Source organism: Alteromonas sp. 4NH20-0056 (assembly GCF_057539655.1).
Genome location: NZ_BAAJLS010000003.1, coordinates 48,188 through 67,858, shown reverse-complemented (window position 1 = coordinate 67,858; position 19,671 = coordinate 48,188). Strand labels below are relative to the sequence as shown.

Sequence of the window (19,671 nt, the reverse complement as noted above, 5' to 3'; positions counted from 1 at the left end):
ACATTTTTAATAGTCTTGTTATGCAGCTAAGCCTGCTAATAGGTGCTATGCAGCGCGCTTAACTGCCTACGTAAAACTAACATGCTTTACTATAAACATTTTCCCCGTATTTATATACTGTACATCAGTTTCATCACAACGAAATGCGCTGTTTATAAAGCTTGTCTAGCGCTTCATCAACACTAAGATCTGGGTTAGCAGCCATCCACCGGCTTACCATTCTGAATACATACGTTGGGTTTTGCGAATACTTGTTTGCAAAATCGTCGCACGGCTTTTTAATTTCATCTTCTTGGCGTTGCAGTTCTAAAGACCGATGAAACGCTTCTATCGCGCTGTCGAACGACTCTCCATTGTCATAATACAGTTGGCTAAGGCGGCTTTTTTTAATCTGATAGGTGGCACTGGCGTGTTCAAGCGCGGTTTTGTAGTCTGCAAAGGTTTCACCAAACACGGTAAATACGCTTTCTTGCGGTTTCGCAACGCGGGTAATACTGCCGTTAACTTCATAATCAAACCCAGAAAAACGAATGCGCGACAGCGTTTCTTTACCCAAGCTTACGCCGCCGTTTAGGCTTATTTGAAAGGCGGTATCCATTTCGGCTATTTCTTCTGGGCTCCAATGGTTAAACACCCTTATGGCCTTGCTGTATTTTTCAGCTAACAGTTTTTTTAGTACAAGAGTTCGAAACTCGAGCGTTCCGCTGTTGTGGTTTTTCAGTAAAGAAAAACACTCTGTACAACAGGGTACTGAAACGAAATCGGCTTCTTTGGTGCCATCACGATAGTCGTGAATATATTTAATAGGAGGAATATAGTCAGACACCGACGCCTCGCACCCACAATACACGCATCGGTTGAAATTAGCGGCGTGTACTGCTTTTAAAGGTTCGAAGTATTTTTCATAGTTCATTGCGTTTACTTCCCCTTCACGTTAGCCCAAGCCATATAATAACTACATTAACGTAGTTATACCCATAAAGGTTTAGTGCGTCGTACCGTTAAACAGCAAACGTGGTTAAAAAGCAAGCTGCGGCAAGCATTATTGATGGTTGCCGCGCAATACACAGGGCTATTTCATATAGGGTAGTGAATCGGTTGTTTTGCCCAAATCATCAACCTCTTTTTCGTAGGTTTGTAACCCGCTATCTAACGCGCTTTGCATGCGCTGCGCCATACCCTCATGAGTGGCCGCCGCGTAAAACTCGGCATATTCACGACCGAAATCTTCATTGGCAATGGCTTCGTTATGGTTTACTAACCGTTTAGTGGCAGCAATGGCATGCGTAGGATAACCGGCGATGCGGTTCGCAAGGTTTGTCACGTATTGGCCAATGGCATCGGCTGCAATGGCACGGTTCACATAACCATACTCTGCAGCCGTTTCAGCGTCGAAGTCTTCACAGGCCAATAGCACTTCCATGGCTTTTGCCCGGCCCATTAATTTAGGTAAACGGGTGCACGCCCCGCCCCCTGCAATTAACCCCATGGCAACTTCAGGCTGGCTCATACGTGTTTTTCCTATTGCGGCAAAACGCATGTCCATTGCCAATAATAGTTCGCTACCACCGCCGCGAGCCACGCCTTCCACTTTACCAATAGTTACCTTCGGCATATGGCGGATCATCTCAAATAAGGCCTGCAACATACTGGGAGTTTTGCCGTCGGGCGTTGGCGCGTCGGCAACCGCCATAATCATATTTACGTCGGCGTGGGCAACAAAGAAGTCGGGGTTGCTGCTTTCAAAAACAATCACTTTGACTTGGTCGTCGGCAGCTAGCTGTTGGCACCCTTTGTATAAATCTTTAATCAGTATGCCGTCTAATAAATTAATATCTCCGTGGTTTATGCTTACGGTTGCTACGGCGTTACTCACGCTTATGTGAATAGATTGGTAAGAATGACTCATGGCTTTCCCTAGTTATATTGTAGTGGCAGCTTACTACTTAAACACCTGTTTTAAATAACATTTAATAGGGTTTTAGCTACGAATTATTGGTTGTATTTTATGGTTTAGTGTTGATTACTTTATATGTTCGTAATCAAAATTATGATAGATGATCGTGAAAAAACACCACACATGGAAATGGTTTCACCTTATAGTTGTTAATAAGCAATTGATAACAATTTGTTTTCAAAAAATTAACAGCAGTTTGTACATCGTACGTACAAGGTGTGTCGTCAGTGATTGTGGGTGTGTGTTTATGGAAGGCTTATCAGCAACGTATTTATTAACCGATTTGTTGGATGTCGATTCATTAGAAAACGATGTATTTTTAGGGCATAAATTGCCGTCTTCATCTGGCCGGGTATTTGGCGGGCAGGTGTTAGGCCAAGCGCTAATGGCAGCGTCTAAAACGGTAGACGGTAGCAAGGCAGTACACTCTTGCCATAACTACTTTATTCGACCAGGTGATTGCGAACAGCCCATTCATTACACGGTACACCGCGACCTAGACGGTAGAAACTTTAGTAATCGCCGGGTAGTCGCCACGCAAAATAATAAGCCGATTTTTAATTTAATTGCGTCGTTTCAAGGGAAAGCAGAGGGGTACCATCATCAAATACCTATGCCTGATGATATGCCGCCGCCAGATAACCTGTTAAATGAAAATCAGCTAGCGGAAAAACACAAAGCCGTGCTACCCGACAACGTGTATTCAATGCTAAACCAATATAGGCCAATAGAGGTTCGCCCTATTAATGAGGAAGCCCACTTTTTACGCAGCGCTAAAAAATTAAACCAAGCCACATGGTTTCGTGCAAAAGAGGCACTGAAAAGCGACGTAGCGATGCACCGCGCAATATTGGCCTATGCGACAGACCTAACCCTACTTAGTACCTGTGGTCGACCCCACGACATGTTATGGATGGACAGCAACGTTGCCACCGCTAGCATCGACCACACCGTATGGTTTCATTCCAACAACATAAAAGCAGACCAATGGCTGTTGTATCTCATGGATACGCCATGGTCTGGCAACGGTCGTGGGCTTAACCGCGGCAGTATTTTCACGCAATCTGGCGAATTAGTAGCGTCAGTAGCCCAAGAAGGCTTAGTTAGAATTAAATAAGGACACACCATGTACGAAGATTTAGAAGGTAAAGTAGCGTTAGTTACCGGCGGAAGCTTTGGTATAGGCCGCACGACCATTTTAGAGTACGCCAAAAATAAAGCCAAAGTGGCCATTGCAGATATTGATGAGGCCGGGGCTGAAGCCGTTGCTAATGAAGTACGCGCCATGGGTGGCGAGGCGTTAGTGATAAAAGCTGATGTGTCGAAATCGGCTGATGTGAAAGCCATGGTTGCCTCGATAGTAGAACATTACGGCCGCTTAGATATTGCCTTTAATAACGCAGGCATCGACCTAGATCACGGCTATTTGGCGGATGCAGACGAAGACATGTTCGACACCCTAATGGCAGTGAACGTAAAAGGGGTGTGGCTTTGCTTAAAGTACGAAATTGAACAAATGATGAAGCAAGGTGGTGGTGTGATTGTGAATACCGCTTCGATTGCTGGCATAGTGTCATCGCCTAAAATGGGTATTTATGGCGCGACAAAACACGCGGTAGTAGGCCTAACAAAAACGGCGGCCGTCGAATATGGTCGTAAAGGTATTCGCGTAAACTCTGTATGCCCTGGGGTCATTAATACTGAAATGACAAAACGCGCCGTCGAAAAAGACCCTAAACTAGCGCAAGTCGCTATGCGTGCCCACCCCATCGGCCGTTTGGGCGAGGCACAAGATATTGCCGATGGCGTTATGTATTTAAGTTCTAACAAATCGTCATTTTTATTAGGCCACCAGCTAATGATAGAAGGCGGTTTTACGGCGCTTTAGTCAGTAACGGCCTACACTTTTGACAGTAGGTAGGCCGTCTACCTTTACTACCTTACATTATGCAGCCTGCGCTTTTCTGGCGCGGTTGGTGAGCCTTACCAATTCGGTTCGGGCGCTGCCTTGTTCAGTGCATCTATTTTCAAACGGAACATAATAATTTTTATTGTTCGAGTGGATATAAAAACCGTCATTCACAATGCCCGTCATAGTGGGTGTATCGTCTTGAATTGCATGATGATGCGCTAAAATAAGCGACATAGCGTCTTGATGGTCTTCATTCATATGGTCAATCATATTTTTCTCGGCTTCAATACCCCATGGGCTAGCAGGCGCTTGCCATTCTTCTGGCTCTAGCCAGAAAATTTTACCAAACCCACCAATATAGCGAACACGCACCACATCCATTTGCCACACATTAAAGTCGTGCGCTTGTTTGTACGTTTCGGCTTCAGGGAATCGACGTACATATTGTTCTAGTATCTGCGAGGCTTTGTCGCCTTTAATGGGCGCAGCATCACCTACAACCGTTACTCGACCATGTGCATTTTGGTCGCCTTCTTCTGCTTGATGAAATACGGTTAAGCTCATACGGCTGTCTTTTTCTAAGTTCTTTGCGTGTTGCGCAATATCGCTAATGTAGAAATAAAGCTTACCTTCGCTGCAGCTGATAAATGGAGACACCGATCCAAAGGGGTAACCACGCAAGTTGTGTGAAATGGTTGAAATTACGCCGGTTTCACAGGCGCGAAGTAGTGCTTTAGCCTCAGTTAATGCTTGCGCTCTCATTCAGGTTCTCCTTAGGTTGAGAAAAAATCATTGGAATATGTAGGTCTGGGTGAGACTGAATATGCATCTGGGTGCGATACACAGGCTCGAGTAAGTCTGGGGTTAATACCGAGTTTTTAGGCCCGTAACTCACCAATTCGCCAGCACTTAACAGCAGTACTTCGTCGGCATATAACGAGGCAAGGTTCAAATCGTGTATTGCCACAATGGCGGTGTTACCCATTTTGGTGAAGGCTTTTACTAGCTGCATTAAATGATGCTGAAAATGCAGGTCGAGTGCAGACGTAGGCTCATCTAACAGGAGTAATTTGCTGCCGTCTTTTTTTGATTGTGCATGTCCGCATTTAAACGCGTCAAGCTGTGCAAAGCTTCGGGCAATATTCACCCTTTGCAGTTCGCCACCTGAAAGCTGCCCTGTATGTCGGTCGGCCAGCGGGTTAAGCGCAAGACGGTCTATAAATTCTGCCACCCTTTGTTGTTTTTGCTGCTGTGTTTCAGCAATGGGGAAACGCCCCATGGCAATAAGTTCAGGCACGCCCAATTGAAAATTTAAGGCATTTTGTTGAGTCATCACCGCGCGATAACCAGCCAAAGACAGGTCGTCCCACTCATTAATAGCACGTGCTTTAAAATGCAGTTGCCCGTCAAATTTTAGGTTTCCGGCCATGGTATGAATAAGCGTAGACTTTCCTGCGCCGTTTTCTCCCACCAGCACCACCAGCTTGCCTTCGGGTATGGTGCAGTTAATGTTATTTAGCACACGGCGCTGGCCGCGCTTTACCGTAATATTCTTTAAGGTAAGCATAGTTGTCATTTTAGTTTCCCCTTAACGTTTTGGCATTAGTTGGCGCCGCAACATCCAGATAAACACAGGTGCACCAATAATGGCGGTAACAATGCCAATAGGCAGTTCAGCAGGAATAACAATAATTCTGGCAATCCAGTCAGACGCTAGCAGCACCAAGGCCCCTAATAGCATGCTAATTGGCATCATGTATTTAAGGTTAGCGCCCACCAGAATGCGCGAAAGATGAGGAATAACTAACCCAAGAAACCCCACAAGACCAGTAAGTGCAACGGCGGCACCCACGCCAATGGCCACAAAAATAACAATTTGGTTTTTTACCTGCTTAATATTTACGCCCATGTACTTAGCCTCGGCTTCGCCTAACAACAGCAAACTCATTTGCTGTCTTTTACTCCATAAGCCAATCAAACTCAGTAACAGCAATGGCATTGCCTGTGTAAGTGAAGACCAGTTTGCCCCCGCAAGCGACCCCATGGTCCAGTAGCTAATGAGGCGCAGTGCACTGTCGTCGGAATAAAAGCTTAATAAGCCGATAAGCGCAAAGCCAAGCGCATTCATGGCAACCCCCACGAGAATAAGCGAGGTAACCTGCACGCCCTGCGCACTTTGAGCGAATTGATACACCAGTAATGTGGCGAGTAATGCACCCGCGAATGCGGCATAGGGAAGCAGCACACCCGCGTTAATTCCCCACTGCGCTTGCAGTAATGGCCCAAGGGCAATAGTGCCAACCGCCATAACCGCTGCCCCCGAGCTAACGCCAATAACGGAAGGGTCTGCCAATGGGTTTCTACAAAGCGCTTGCGTGGCCGCGCCGGTTTGCGCTAACACTGCGCCCACAAGCAAGCCAAGGCAAAGGCGCGGTAAGCGTATTTCACTAATAATATTAAGCTTAAGCTGGCTTATGTCTAACCACGCATTGGGGAGAAACCAGGCAACAGATAAACGAACGTCCCACCCTGCAGGGCCAAAACTTAGCGATGCAATACCCGCTACAACCAGCATTACACATAGCGCCAACAACCAAAACAATACCTTTTTCTGGTGATGTTGAAACCATGTAGTTGGCCGTGCGTTAACGCCCGCCTGTTGTGAAAAGGTAAGGCTATTCATCAGTTTTTCTGCTTCCAGCTTTTTACGGTAGCTATGGCTTCGGCCAGCCTGGGTGTCATGCCAAGTGACTTAAGCGAGTCCATGACTAGAAGCCGACAGTCTCTCGCCGCTTCTAATAACGAAAGGGATGGGCTTTGACAGAACTTTTCTTTGCCGCCCGCTCCCATGACTACATGCTCAGGCGCTACCAAAAAATCGGGCTGTTGCAAGACAAGCGCTTCGCTATTGATGCCTTTAAAACCTCGGTGTTGCGCCGTAATATTTTCAACACCCGCGTAGTTAAAAATTAATTGTGGAACGGTTTCCGTACCGGCAGCAATTAGCCCGCGTTCAGAGGCCGATAGCAGAAACACCGCTTTAGCAGTGTTACCTGTACTTGCCTTTGGAAGCGACGCCGTAAAGGCTGCAATAAGCGCTTGCGCTTCTGCGTTTTTATCAAGGTCGCGGCCCAACTGTTGTATAAGCGAGATTAAACCGTCTGCATCAGTAGGCTTTTTATAAATAACCACCTTAACCCCGGTGCTTTCTATTTGTTTTACCACCTCTTTGCGCCCTACTCCCTCAATGGCCAGCACGTTGTCGGGTGCAAACGACAATACCCCTTCGGCCGCTAGCTCTCGGTAGTAACCCACCATAGGGAGCTGCTTTACTTCATCAGGAAACTGACTTGATTGATCAACCGCAATCACTTGGTCTCCGGCACCAAGTGCAAAAACAATTTCGGTAATGGTGCCACCGGCGGTAATAAGCTTTGGTTTATGCTGTAAGTTAGCCTGTGCGCTAGCGTTTAAACCAACGGTTAAAAATATGAAAACAACTGAAGTGGTAATACGCTGTCGAATGTTCATAACTGTAGGCTCCGATAGAGGTAAAAAGTGTCTTAAGTAGTGATGTCTGTTTTATGTAAAAGCCGTGTGATGTGCTGAAGTGCCAAGCTATCTAAATAGAATAACTAGACACGTCAGCGGTGCAGTACAGCTTAGAAGGTGTAAGTGGCATTCATTGCCGCATTAATACCTGGCTGTGTTAAAAAATTAAGGTTATTGGCCTGGCCTATTTCAACACCGCGTACTTCGGTGCCATTCCAGCTTTTACGGTCGAATAGGTTAAATACACCGAGGTTTATGGCGAAGTCGTCGGTTACGTTGTAGTTAGCTAACACATCGAATTGCGCATACCCGGGGGCTTCAAACAAAGCGGGTTCAGCAGGGTCTGTTGGCTGGGTTTGAGAGTCAAAACGTTGCACAAAGGTGCCTATAAACTCTACCGACCACACATCATTACTGTCGGTATAGCCAATACCCACCACGGCCTGCGGCGGAAGAATAGACTCTATTTCTTGTCCGGTAGCCTCATCTTCGCTCTCTAACCACGTAAGCGCACCTTGTAATGCCCACCCATTTAGGGCCGAGAAGGACTCGCCCATAAACCATGTAAACTGTGCGTCTATACCTTCAATGGTTACCGTTTCACGGTTTCTTGCTTGAAACTCTAGTAACTGCGTTACAGGGTTAAAACCAACCGTTGCTCTAGACTCAATAAAGTTGTCATAGTTGTTGTGATAAGCGCTTACGCTCCAGCTTACCGCATCGAGGGCTTGTCGAACGCCTACCTCCCAGCTTTCCACACTTTCAGGGGCTAAATTAGGATTAGGTAACGATGTATAGCCGCCAGCAAAGTTGGTGAACCCTACGTTTAAGTCATCAAATGGTGGAATACGAAACCCTTCTGCGAACTGAAGCCATAGTGTGGTGTTGTCGCTAAGGCTATAAACTGCACCCAGTTTTAATGATACTTGCGAGTCATCGAACGCCACCACTGACACGCCAGGGTTGGCGCTGGTAAAAATAGCATCGGGATACGGCGTTAAGGTAAATTCGTCATAACGAATGCCGGGGCTAAGGGTTAAATCGCCGCCCAGTAGCGTAATTTCATCTTGAGCGAAGAAAGACAGCTCTTTGGCTTCAGAGATAGGAAAGTCTCGTGCGGGGAATGCTGAAAACTCGGGCACTATTGCGCCGGTTGCTTCAACAAAGGTGCTTCCCTCACGTAACGACTCGCTGTCGGTGTATTGCAGTTCGCTGCCGTAGATAAGGTAGTGCTTAGCATCGCCAGTTGTGAACTGTTTATCCAGTTGCACAATAACGCCTTCTACGGTTTGGTTGAATTCGCTATTTCTTGTTCTGCCTAACGCAACTGGCGTGGGTTCTTGTCTCGATACCGCACCAAAGCGGCCCTCAAACGTAGCTTGGGCGTTATCGGTTTCTTGCCAATAAACACGGGTTAATACTTTATCGAACCATGGTGTGCTATTGCTGTATGTGTGATTGATTTGAAAACGCGTTCTATTGCGCTCATCAACGCCTTGGCTGTCGGTAATGCGCACACCACGTACCAATGTGTCGACTTGCGACAACACATTGGTTTGCGTGTCGCCTTTAAGGTAATCAGCAAGAAACTCCATTCTATGCGTTTCATTTGGCTGATAGATAAGTTTTAACTGTGCGCTGTTGGTAGTGTTGTCTTGTGGGTTTGTTGCGTTGCGCTGAAGGCCTGTGCCTTGGCCATCAAAGAAATTTTCTGTTTGCGCACCATCGCGAGTCGTTGCATTCAACAGCCATTGCCAATCGCCATTATTCCCATACAGCTGCACATTCGCCATGCGTTCATTGGCCACCGACGCATAACCTACTTTAACGCGACCACCAAATTGCTCACCGGGTGCGAGTAACTGAGTGGGATCTTTGCTTACGAACGACACAACCCCGCCAATTGCATCACTGCCATATAGGGTAGACGCTGGGCCGCGGATAATTTCAACGCGGTCAATCATATCAACATCGATAAAGTCTCGACGCGCTGAAAGCCCTGGACCAAAGCTAAATTCATCGGCTATGGGTGCGCCATCTAGCAGCATTAATACGCGGTCGGCGTTAATACCTCGAATGTTAAAACCTGATAGGCCAAACCGCCCGCCGCCTTCAACAACCACACCCGGCTCAAATCTCACTAGATCACGAATATCCGTAGCAACCATTTTATCCATTTGGGTGGCATCGATAACCGTTACGCTAGAGGCAATTTCGTCAATATCTGTTTCAAAACGAGAAGTGGTAACCGTAATTTGTTCGAAGTCGGCTTCTTCAGCACTATTAGCTAAAGAGCACGTACTGATACTAGAAAAAAGTAAAGCGAGAGCAATTTTTGAAAGTTTCATAAGACCATCGTACTTGAGTTAGTTTTAAATGTTAATAATAATGATTATCACTTAGATATAAAACTAACACGAAGTTTTCGATCTCACAAATGTTTTTAAAACAAGTGAACGCGTTGGTGCTTAGGCGTGTTTGATGACTAAAATGACGTGCAGACGTTACTGATTACCACCACTGTTGAAGGAAAATGTCGCCGCTTGAGAGCTATTCGATAGTATTTTTTCAATAGATGAGCCATCTTTGTTTACATGGTAAATATCGTAGAACCCATGAACGTTTTGAGAGGAAAAGTAGATCTTACTACTATCTGAAGACCAAGCAGGGCCCCACTCTTCAATGAAGTTGAATGTTAATCGTGTTTGGCCTGAGCCATCGACGTTCATAATATAAACTTCCTGAGAAATATCTTTGTTCGATAAGTACGCAATATGCCTACCATCGGGTGAAAGCTTTGGTGACATGCTGTCTGAGTCATCATCGGTCAGCGTAATCTGGTTGCTGCCGTCAATGTTAGCCATAACGATTTGTCTTGGCTTAGCCTGCGATTGAAAAAGTAACCGGCCATCGGGGAAAAACTCTGGTGCCCTACCTGCTATCCCCATTATTTGGCGCTGTTCAGTCCCATCATTATTCATAAGCCAGAGTTCTTCTTGCCACTGGCCAGCCATATTTTTGTACTCTCGGGCAAAGACAATCTTACTGCCGTCGGGCGACCAAGCAGGCGCACTATCCCACACATTTTTTACATGGGTTAAACGGCGAAGGTTTTTACCGTCCAGATCAACGATATGAATAGACCAAGTCTTGTAATCGTCATATTTTCCATAAAAAGCGACCTTGTCACCCAGCGGAGAAACCGCCGGGTAACCGTCACTTACTGTCGCATTAACAAGCTGGGTGCGATTCTGACCATGTTCATCACTAACATAAATCGATTTTGTATCGCCCTCTTTAAAGCCATAAACAATAGAGGTCGTCGAACCCGCATTAGATGCCTCTGCCAACGCAAACTTACTCGCCACGGTAAAACCGAGTAGTGAAGTCAAAAGCGTGATCGTGAGAAGATTATTTCTATACATCTAATACATTCCTTTTTGTTTAGGTCTTTGCTTCGTGCTTTCATTGGCCTGGCGGTTAGCGAAAGTTTTGCTTCAGCCATGTTGATATCACAGACAATACGTCGTTATCGATAGTGGTTTCAATATTTTGATACTCATCAATAGACCCCGTTTCAGCCGGCTGAAAGAGGTGATTAAGCCCTTCAAACAAGTGGCTTTCTACCTCAGCACGGCTTTTATCAACTGCATTCACTATACCCGCAATATTCGCTTCGGCGGGTACCTGAGAGTCTTTCCCACCGTTAAGAACGAGTGCCTTACCTAAAAACTGATTCCAGTAAGGGAGAGGGCTTTGTTGTAGAAACTCGTAAAACGAGGTACTTTGCGCCGACGAAATACTTAACGTACCGTTGTTTTTATTGACCCACTTAGCCACTACTTCTGCTTCACTGCCGGCTAAATTGTCATACATCATAAGCGCTTTATTTTTACGCTCTTCAGGTGAAGGAGTATTTAGTACCATCGCATAAAAGCGCTGACTAAATTTAAGTAGAATATCGGTTTCAGCTTTAGATGCGCCTTTTGCGGCGGGCTCTGTTTGATCTTGCAATAGCAAGATATCAAGAACAGACATTCCAGGCCCCGCCATAGAAACTATTCCTTGTATCGACGCTTCTTGAGCAGCCATCACGGACACCAAACTTCCTTCACTATGGCCTATCAAAATAAGCTTCTGTGAATCTACTCGTGGGTGTGATTTTAAAAACCTAACTGCCGACTGTGTATCAAGCGCTAAGTTTTCCAAAGTCGCATCTTCAAATTTACCTGCTGACTTATACACGCCTCGTTTATCTGAGCGTAACACCACAAAGCCTTCTCGTGTAAGGTGGTCTGCCAACACTTTAAAAGTTCGGTGTCCAGCATGGTATGAGTCTCTATGGTTAGGCCCTGAACCCGCCACCAGCATAATTGCAGGGTGCTTTTGATTGCCTTTAGGAAGCGTTAATGTGCCTGCCAGCCAAGTACCATCTTGAGCGTTTTGATAAGCCACATCTTGCTGAATATACTCATCGGTAGGCTGCGGGGTCTGCTTTCTCTCAATTTCAGGCAGTGCATCTACTTTATGCAGTACCAAATCGAATTCGCTATCCCCTTGTTTGAATATTGAGACAATAACGTTGTTACTCTCACCCATTTTACCGGTAATGCTCACAGGGGCATTGGCCATCTGGACAGTTAAGATACCGTTTTCCGCGTTGACGTTAGACACCAACATATATCGTACCCCCTGATCTAAACTCGCAATATTCCCCCCCCATTCACCGTCTGCTTTTTTGAATATTTCGACTCCGATCTTAAGAGAAGGCCCCTCGGGAATATTCATAGTACCCAACCATGAACCGTTAACTTCTTCCATAGTAATCTGCGCATGTGCGGGCGAACTAAGCCAAACCACAGCCAATACTAAACATGCTTGCTTTATCAATTTAATCATTTTTCTCACCGTTTCCTTTTATGCTATGTACATCGCATTGCTAGGTAAGTATAGAAGGGGCACATAGAGATAGCAATACTATGTAGTTTAATTATTCGTCAGCACTTAAGATCTCTGCTAAACACAAACCTTTAAACCATTGTTATTTATGTATTTGTTGTTATTTTTCATATGCGTTCAAGAAATGTAAGAAAATGTTGAATTCATAAATTATAAGTAGCTATACTATGCCTAGTAACAATGAGTATAGAGGCAGTGTTGATACAATGGATCCAAACAAGATCATTGAAAGGTGGGTACCGCAGTATCGAAAAGGACTGCTTGAATTCATTATATTACTTCGGCTCAAGCAAGGGACTACCTACGGCTACGAATTGGCATTGCAAATTAAAGAAGTTACGTCAATTGACGTTGCTGAAGGGACACTTTACCCGCTGTTAAATAGGCTTAAACGGGATGGGCTCGTTGTGTCAGAATGGCAAACCCAAGAGGTAGGTTCACCTCGAAAGTACTATAAGCTTACCCCGGTTGGACAAGAAACTCTGGTAATAATGAAAAGCGTTTGGTCTGAAACTCATAACTCAATTCTGAAATTGGTGATGCAAGCATGAACGAAATGTTTCCAATAAGCAGTGAAACTGCGCAAAAGGTTTGGGATAACTTTGACCGAGAGTTAATTCACAAACTAAAACCATTGCCAGAAGAAGAACGAAATGATGTCCGCTTAGAAATACTCAGCCATCTTTACGAATCGATGGCCAACGCGCCTATTAACGCTGGTGAAGATGCTCAATATCACAATGAAGATGTCAGACTTATCAATGCTATCTCAAACCTTGGTTCGCCTGATGAGTATTTAGAACCTTTGATTGCCGACATATTGTTGTATCAAAAGGCTTCAAAAGGTAACCCTGTAGCGATATGGAATGGGCTAAGAAACAGCGCAAAGAAAGGGTTGATGCATGCTTTGGCAACATTGGTACTAGGCATGGGGTATTTTTGGGTAATTATGATTTTTATCATGTCGTTGATGCACATGGTTAATCCAGACGTTGGTATTTGGTTTTACCCAGGGGGCGAAGTTTCACTATCGTTTGAGGCACAACCCGGCGCAACACAGTGGCTTACCGAATGGTTTTCATTAGTAGGTATTGTGGGAAGTGCACTGGCCTACTGGGGGTTAAGCAAGCTTTTAAGCTTTTTTATCGCCAAGATAAAATGATTATTGCAGTGGTGGGCTACGCCCGACTGTAGACAATCGACATAGCAAATTTAGGTGCCTTGAAAGCCCTAGAAAAAAAACGCCTGATGAATGTCATCAGGCGTTTAATAGTAAAAAGAACTTACTGCTTAATTCAGGGCAGTTTTATTTTTTATAAAACCGTCGTCTAAATAGCGTTAGCCCTCCAAGTGCTCCAAGCCACAGCCCCATACTACCGCCGCCAGAACTTTTGCTAGGTGGTGGAGTGGGCTCAACATTGCGTACCAATACAGAAACTGATTGCGTTACCGTGTGTTCACCATCAGCAACCGACACTTCAAAGGAAAGTGTTTCACTTGCTGTTACTTCTGGTGCAGTAAACGAAAGCGTTGCGCCTTCAATTTGCGTCATATCTATCTGCGTTCCAGAAGTTTGTGTCCATTCGATGGTAAGGTCATCATTATCAGCATCAGAATACGTAGCAACAACATCTACTGCATCTCCTTCATTCACCGACGCAGGTCCTTCTAACGTCAACTCAGGTGCATTGTTATCATTCAGAACTGTTACGTCGACTAATGTATCTGTCGTTAAATCTCCATCTGATACACTCAACACAAAAGTAAGCGTTGATTCTTCACTTACGTATGGCGCTTGAATAGTAAATGTATTTGATGTTTCTCCTGATATTACAACATCAGGGCCTGCAGACTGCACCCACGAGTATGAAATGTTGTCACTATCAACATCACTCGCTTGTGCTGTCAATGTTGCGCTCTTCCCTTCAGAGACATCGATAGATGAGATAGGGGCTATTACAGGTGCATCATTCACAGGTAGTACGTCAACAGTAACTAACGTTTCCTCTGATAACAATTCCCCATCTGTTACCACATAGGTAAATGTATCCATTCCGTAATAGTTACTGTTTGGTATATAAGTAACCACACCATTGGTTTCTTCCACAGTACCAAACGACGGCTGAGTAAAGCTTTCAACACTAAGTGAATCACCGTTGTCATCAATGTCATTGGCTATAAGCGGTAATACCAGTGATGTGTCTTCATTCACGGTTAAATCATCGGCAATCCCTACAGGACCGATATTCCGAGAGAACGGGTTTTCTGCAACCGCATGGTTGTTAGCATACTTCGCATCCGGAAGCTGGACATCCGTTATAGTAAGAAATACGTCATTACCTACTTCATTGAACAAAGACTGATCAATGTCACAACTAACATCGAGCGTATCAGTTGGATCAAGGTTACCAATTAACGTACTACTCACAAGGGTGTCATCGCTGACAGTACCGTAATAACAATTAAACCGTGATGAGAACGCCGTAAAATCTCCAACGTTTTCAATTGATGCTGATACCTTAATAGGCTCCCCTCGTAGCGCTGTATCTGAAGTTACAACTACAGAGCCACTTTCAAAACCTAAGTCAGAAAAGCCAGAAACAAATGCACCGTTTGGCGAACCATACGCACTGCCTACATAGGGGCTACGAAGATCATTCTCAAACGAGGCAGCTATACTAATAGCGTAGTTGTCTCCGTTGGTAAGGTTTTCTAATTCAAAGCTATCTGATGCTCCCGGTACCGCCACCACTGATGACGTACTGCGAGACTCATTGACGACTTTTATAAAATAAGAGTCTACATCAGCACTCGTGCTCTTATCCCAAGTGATAACCGCGCTGCCATTTCCAAAGCTTGCAGCCAAGTTTGTAGGCGAATCTGGGGAATTGGTGTTTTCAACAGTCAACGTATCAAGTGACATCGCCTCTACAGTCACATCGTTATGTCTAACAATAGCAAAAACGTTAAATTCGTCGCTGTTAATATTTGTGGGTAATGTAACCGCAATGGCATTAGTTCCTGCCGCAACAGCTACTTCATCAAGCGTTATTTCGATTGTTTGCGCTGCGTCTCTAATCTGAATTTCGGCGATTGCAGGCCCATCGATATTTAAAACATCAAGATCGAAAACTAAATCATCGCCAACGTTTAACGTAGCTGGAACATTGCTTAAGCTAGCTTCGTGTACAACGGTGGGAAAAGCCACGTTGGTATCTAAATCGGTTAAATCAGCGCTGTTAACAATACGGAATGTATAGTCGCCCTCCTGCGGTAACTGCAAACCTATTACTGTCTGGTTATCGCCATTAGTATACGCAAATTCAGATAGCGTTTCGTTACCTGCATCACCGAGGTCAATCATCATATCGCTGGCTTTGAGAATATCGCCTGACGGCAAAACAAGCTCTACTTCTGGTACACCCGACTCTGTAATTGCGCCAAATAAAACAGCTGCCTCGCCTGCTGGAATAGAGAAAGTAAGCTCATCACTAGCCGTATTTTCTGCGGCAATACGTGCAACAGATTCTGCACTGCTGGTTTTTTTGACGAGGCTAAAATCAATATCTTTAGGGTTTGAAAAGTCAACTCTTACACCAAGGTCTACCGAGCCAAGTTTCACCAACGATTGGAAATATGCTGTCAGGCTATTTCCGTTAGTATGATCAGTACGAATTAGCATCTCTGCATTGTTACCAGCTAATCGTGTCCCACCTACAAACGGAATTTTACGAGGTAGTTGCACTGTTAAGTCTGAATTTGAGCGCAACTGAGTAAACTTACTTCCAGACTGTGCATTGAATAAGGCTGTACCAATAATAAAGTCTGCGATATCGATGTTACCGCTAATGTTAGCTCCATACTGGCCAGAAGACAGTAGCCCTGCGGTTAGTTCCGTTGATAGCAAAGGGAATTGCTCTAAAAGGGTTAAGCTACCCGATGCTGTCCATGTCCGTCCCAGGTTACCAATTGTTAAACCTAAAGAACCACTGAGTAAATCGGAACCAATGCTTTCACCTGCGAACGCCATTCCTCCCGCAATATCTGAGAAATAACCTGAAATACTTCCGCTTACAACCGCGTCGGGCAACCTATCCCATTGTATTGACGTGCTGCTATGTGCGACTGCAAAGCCAGTGGTTCCAATAGGGATTTTACTAGCCGCAGCAAACGTTGAACGTTTTCTGTTTTTGTATGTGAACCCAACAGAGTTAATCCCGATAGGATTCAACCCTACACCTACGCCCAAACCATACTGCTTCTGATCCCAGTTCGCAGCGCCCGAAAAGCCAACCGCTGGGGACAATACATCTAATGTTAACGTTTGAAGTTCAAAAGAAAGACCACTGTTACCAAATTTCCCAACTCGACGCTTAGGATTGCTACCTAGTAGGTCCTCCATGACTAGCGTAATTTCAAGGTTAGACTGACCGCTAACCTGAGAAAGTACAATGTCACCTAACTCAATTGGGTTAACGGTCTCATCACTTGGATCAGCGTAGTCTTGTAGTAATGGCAGTTGCATAGAAGATGCGACTGTTACTCCCGTATCGTCCATGACAATTTTATTGCCTGACAGCAAAAGACCATTGAGCGAGAAGTCGAACACTGCAAGAGGAGACAGCTCCGGTGAACTCAGAGTACTATCGATTGAAAAAGACATCTTACCCAGCGGAATATCCGATGCAGGTGCATAACCCACCATCATATCCAGTGCAGTAATACGACCAAGACCGATTGACCTTACCTCGCTGGTTACGCTATCGATGGTAACAGCGCCAGAGAAGCCTAAAACGCTGTTGCCAGAAATAGTACCAACTTGAACGTTTCCACTGGCTAATATTTCATTACTAGATTCGAATGTCACAAAGTCATCGGCACAAACAGTAACGTTTGCATAGTTATTACAGCTAGCTGGAAGCGCATCACTACCTACACTGATTTGATGAGGTTTTTCAGGGCTTCCACTAAACGATTCACTACCAAAGTCGTCTGTTGCAACAATATAGTACTCTAGCCCCTGCGAAGTGACGTCAATCCCTGCGATAGTAGAACTAAATTGTGCTTGAGGGGCACCAAATGATTGGGTCACCTCGGTATAAAGAGGGGCGCCGATTTGTCTGTAATATAGAGATATTGTTGAGACTTCATTGGTTGCATCTTCCGCCAGCGCTTCTATGACGACGTCAGTTCCTTCTTGTGCTATTTCCACGGGCGTATGGTTGAATTCAGGAGGAACGTTAGGAAATACTGTGATTATGAACGGGTTAGACTGAGGATCAGATGCTGGAAGCGTTTTCACCCCTGCATTGGTAGATGCACTAACGTAAAAGTTTACCGCCCCCTGCTGTACCACAGATTCAGGAATTTCTGCATACCATGAGCCGTCGGCAGACTGACTCATACTTATTAAATCATATCCAGATCCAGAACTATGTCGATAGCCAAGGTTCATTTCTGATATCGTCACTTCTGACCCAGCAACTACTCTTACAGGGAGAGATTTGCTTGGTAACTGTCCGCTCTCTAATAGTGCTTGAGTACCAGAGGTTAGCTCCATTGATACAGGAACTTGAGGGGTGTAACGCAATTCGAATTGCCCTTCAACGGGAGAGCCGTCATAGTTATTCGCTGCAATGTTGAAGTTTACTACACGTTCTACGCCGTCTAAGTTACTGTTATCGGTCTCAAATTGCGTTTGGTACCTAGATGATAAATCTGATCCTATTTCGTTCAATATTGAAGAGAAATCCGATCGAACATTAAATACTCGGCCCGAAGTCGCTGCCGCTATACGATCAAATTCATCATGGCCCGCCGTAAGTCCATAAAAAAGAATATTGTTAGACGTTAGGCTCTGAATAACTTCTGACTCAGAAATTGCACCCGAATCATTATTTTCGTCTGTAACCAAAACGACAACTTTTTGCGTAGATGGGCGCCATAAGATGCTAGTAGCAGCGAGATGCATTGCGTCAAACGCTCGCTCTCTGCTTCCATCAAATTGCATCTGATCTATATAACTCTGAAACTCTGCGGGATCTGAGGTAAGACTCCCGTTATTAATTAACGTACCGTTTGAATCGCTAAAGCTGCTGTATCCACCGCCACCACCGTACGGGACTAATCCGATACGATAGTCAAAATTCTCATCAGATAAACCTTGAACAAAATTGAGGATGTTAGCTCTTACGCTTGCCGCTTCGTCATTCAAACTCCCAGAATCATCGTGTACGAAAACGATATCTACAATTTTACGGCTTGAATTGGGATCGGGTTGTACGAACCTTGTGACATTTTCAAAGCGCCCATCTTCTCTAATTTCTATATCAGACGCGGCTAATAGAGGTAAGTTTTCAGGTGTACCATCAAACGGTTTATTGTCGAAGGTTAAATCCGACGTAATATTTATTAACGGGAACGCGTCAATATCGACAACAAAGTCGTTCTGCCAGTTGTTTTCAGCAGCTAATGAATCGGCTTGCGCTGTTAATTGAATTGCCGCTTTTGAAGATGGAGATACAATGCGTTTGGTCGTTGAGAGCGAAACCTTCTCTTCAGTAAAACTTGCCACTTCACCCGATGATAAACTTTTAGCTTCTAACGTTATATCGTAGAGTGCGCCGTGATTAGCTGATACCGCGAACTTATTAGACGTTTGCCAAGGTGTAATAACTGCTTTGTCTGAATTAGTGGTGGTATATTTTAATCTATATTCAAACAACTCAACTGATTGAACTTGATGTGCAGTGACTAATAATCGGTCTGAATGAGATTCAACAGATAAATCTGTTACGTTTGCGATAGCTGCGTTTGGAATGAGGCTGGATGCTAGGGCTGCTGAAACAGCGAGCCGTACTTTATTTATCATTATACGTTCCTTTAGACATGTTTTTTTGTGAAACAACTAAGGAAACGCACTTAAATTATTAAAGTATAATATCCGTATTCAAATCGCTATCCTTAGCAAAAGTAAGGATATTCTACCGAAGTACATATTACAAGATGCTTGTGCAACCAGAATGCCTCTAGCAGAAGTTACATTTTTTAAAAGTGAGACCGCAGACAGTGAAAGGAAAGAAAATGGCGCACCCGATAGGATTCGAACCTATGACCTTTGCCTCCGGAGCCTGAATTTGGGGTATTTCTCGGTAAACAGCCATGAACAAGCATGCACTAAAAACAACAATAAGCTACTGATTTATATTAATTAAAACCATTCAGGGTTTGTTCATACTTGTTCATGTAAACTCACCCAAAATCACTCATTTTGCTACATATTTGCTACATA

Annotated in this window: 14 protein-coding genes; 4 read left to right on the top strand and 10 right to left on the bottom strand. The window is 44.6% G+C overall.

The features are described 5' to 3' along the window. Positions 1–133: 133 nt before the first annotated feature. Together AC27EZ_RS06455 and AC27EZ_RS06450 are read right to left on the bottom strand one after the other, a co-directional pair. On the bottom strand, positions 134–913 hold the full coding sequence (locus AC27EZ_RS06455; protein ID WP_487134550.1) for a hypothetical protein: 780 nt from the start codon (positions 911–913) through the stop codon (positions 134–136). A 159-nt stretch (positions 914–1,072) separates the two neighbouring features. After that, positions 1,073–1,909, bottom strand: a complete 837-nt coding sequence (locus AC27EZ_RS06450; protein ID WP_487134549.1) for an enoyl-CoA hydratase/isomerase family protein — start codon at positions 1,907–1,909, stop codon at positions 1,073–1,075. A 295-nt stretch (positions 1,910–2,204) separates the two neighbouring features. On the opposite strand from AC27EZ_RS06450, the gene AC27EZ_RS06445 reads away from it, so the two are divergent. Beyond that, positions 2,205–3,074 carry an acyl-CoA thioesterase gene (locus AC27EZ_RS06445; RefSeq protein WP_487134548.1) on the top strand — a complete coding sequence of 290 codons (870 nt, stop codon included), beginning with the start codon at positions 2,205–2,207 and terminating at the stop codon, positions 3,072–3,074. 9 nt (positions 3,075–3,083) lie between these two features. Next, the gene (locus AC27EZ_RS06440; protein WP_487134547.1) at positions 3,084–3,845 is read left to right on the top strand and encodes an SDR family oxidoreductase; all 762 of its coding nucleotides are present in this window, start codon (positions 3,084–3,086) and stop codon (positions 3,843–3,845) included. 57 nt (positions 3,846–3,902) lie between these two features. Here the strand turns inward: AC27EZ_RS06440 and AC27EZ_RS06435 are convergent, their stop codons facing one another. The 7 genes from AC27EZ_RS06435 to AC27EZ_RS06405 form a co-directional block, all read right to left on the bottom strand. Further along, the gene (locus tag AC27EZ_RS06435) at positions 3,903–4,631 is read right to left on the bottom strand and encodes a HugZ family pyridoxamine 5'-phosphate oxidase (RefSeq protein WP_487134546.1); all 729 of its coding nucleotides are present in this window, start codon (positions 4,629–4,631) and stop codon (positions 3,903–3,905) included. Next, positions 4,609–5,445, bottom strand: a complete 837-nt coding sequence (locus tag AC27EZ_RS06430) for a heme ABC transporter ATP-binding protein (RefSeq protein ID WP_487134545.1) — start codon at positions 5,443–5,445, stop codon at positions 4,609–4,611. The genes AC27EZ_RS06435 and AC27EZ_RS06430 overlap by 23 nt, the downstream gene beginning before the upstream one ends. 12 nt (positions 5,446–5,457) lie before the next feature. After that, positions 5,458–6,552 carry a FecCD family ABC transporter permease gene (locus tag AC27EZ_RS06425; RefSeq protein WP_487134544.1) on the bottom strand — a complete coding sequence of 365 codons (1,095 nt, stop codon included), beginning with the start codon at positions 6,550–6,552 and terminating at the stop codon, positions 5,458–5,460. Continuing rightward, complete coding sequence (locus AC27EZ_RS06420) at positions 6,552–7,400, bottom strand: heme/hemin ABC transporter substrate-binding protein (RefSeq protein ID WP_487134543.1); 849 nt, start codon at positions 7,398–7,400, stop codon at positions 6,552–6,554. Before AC27EZ_RS06420 ends, AC27EZ_RS06425 begins: the two co-directional genes overlap by 1 nt. A gap of 131 nt (positions 7,401–7,531) precedes the next feature. Continuing rightward, positions 7,532–9,769 (bottom strand): TonB-dependent hemoglobin/transferrin/lactoferrin family receptor, encoded by a 2,238-nt coding sequence (locus tag AC27EZ_RS06415; RefSeq protein ID WP_487134542.1) that lies wholly within the window; start codon positions 9,767–9,769, stop codon positions 7,532–7,534. A 156-nt stretch (positions 9,770–9,925) separates the two neighbouring features. Next, a complete protein-coding gene (locus AC27EZ_RS06410) occupies positions 9,926–10,846 on the bottom strand; it encodes a DUF5050 domain-containing protein (RefSeq protein WP_487134541.1) in 921 nt (306 codons plus the stop codon). 55 nt (positions 10,847–10,901) lie between these two features. Then, on the bottom strand, positions 10,902–12,320 hold the full coding sequence (locus AC27EZ_RS06405; RefSeq protein ID WP_487134540.1) for an alpha/beta hydrolase family protein: 1,419 nt from the start codon (positions 12,318–12,320) through the stop codon (positions 10,902–10,904). Between the two features lie 227 nt (positions 12,321–12,547). Between AC27EZ_RS06405 and AC27EZ_RS06400 the strand changes: the two genes are divergently transcribed. After that, positions 12,548–12,931 (top strand): PadR family transcriptional regulator, encoded by a 384-nt coding sequence (locus AC27EZ_RS06400; RefSeq protein WP_487134539.1) that lies wholly within the window; start codon positions 12,548–12,550, stop codon positions 12,929–12,931. Beyond that, positions 12,928–13,542: a DUF1700 domain-containing protein gene (locus AC27EZ_RS06395; RefSeq protein WP_487134538.1), complete on the top strand. Its 615-nt coding sequence runs from the start codon at positions 12,928–12,930 to the stop codon at positions 13,540–13,542. Before AC27EZ_RS06400 ends, AC27EZ_RS06395 begins: the two co-directional genes overlap by 4 nt. Positions 13,543–13,686: 144 nt before the next feature. Here the strand turns inward: AC27EZ_RS06395 and AC27EZ_RS06390 are convergent, their stop codons facing one another. Continuing rightward, the gene (locus AC27EZ_RS06390) at positions 13,687–19,251 is read right to left on the bottom strand and encodes a tandem-95 repeat protein (RefSeq protein ID WP_487134537.1); all 5,565 of its coding nucleotides are present in this window, start codon (positions 19,249–19,251) and stop codon (positions 13,687–13,689) included. Between the last annotated feature and the right edge of the window lie 420 nt (positions 19,252–19,671).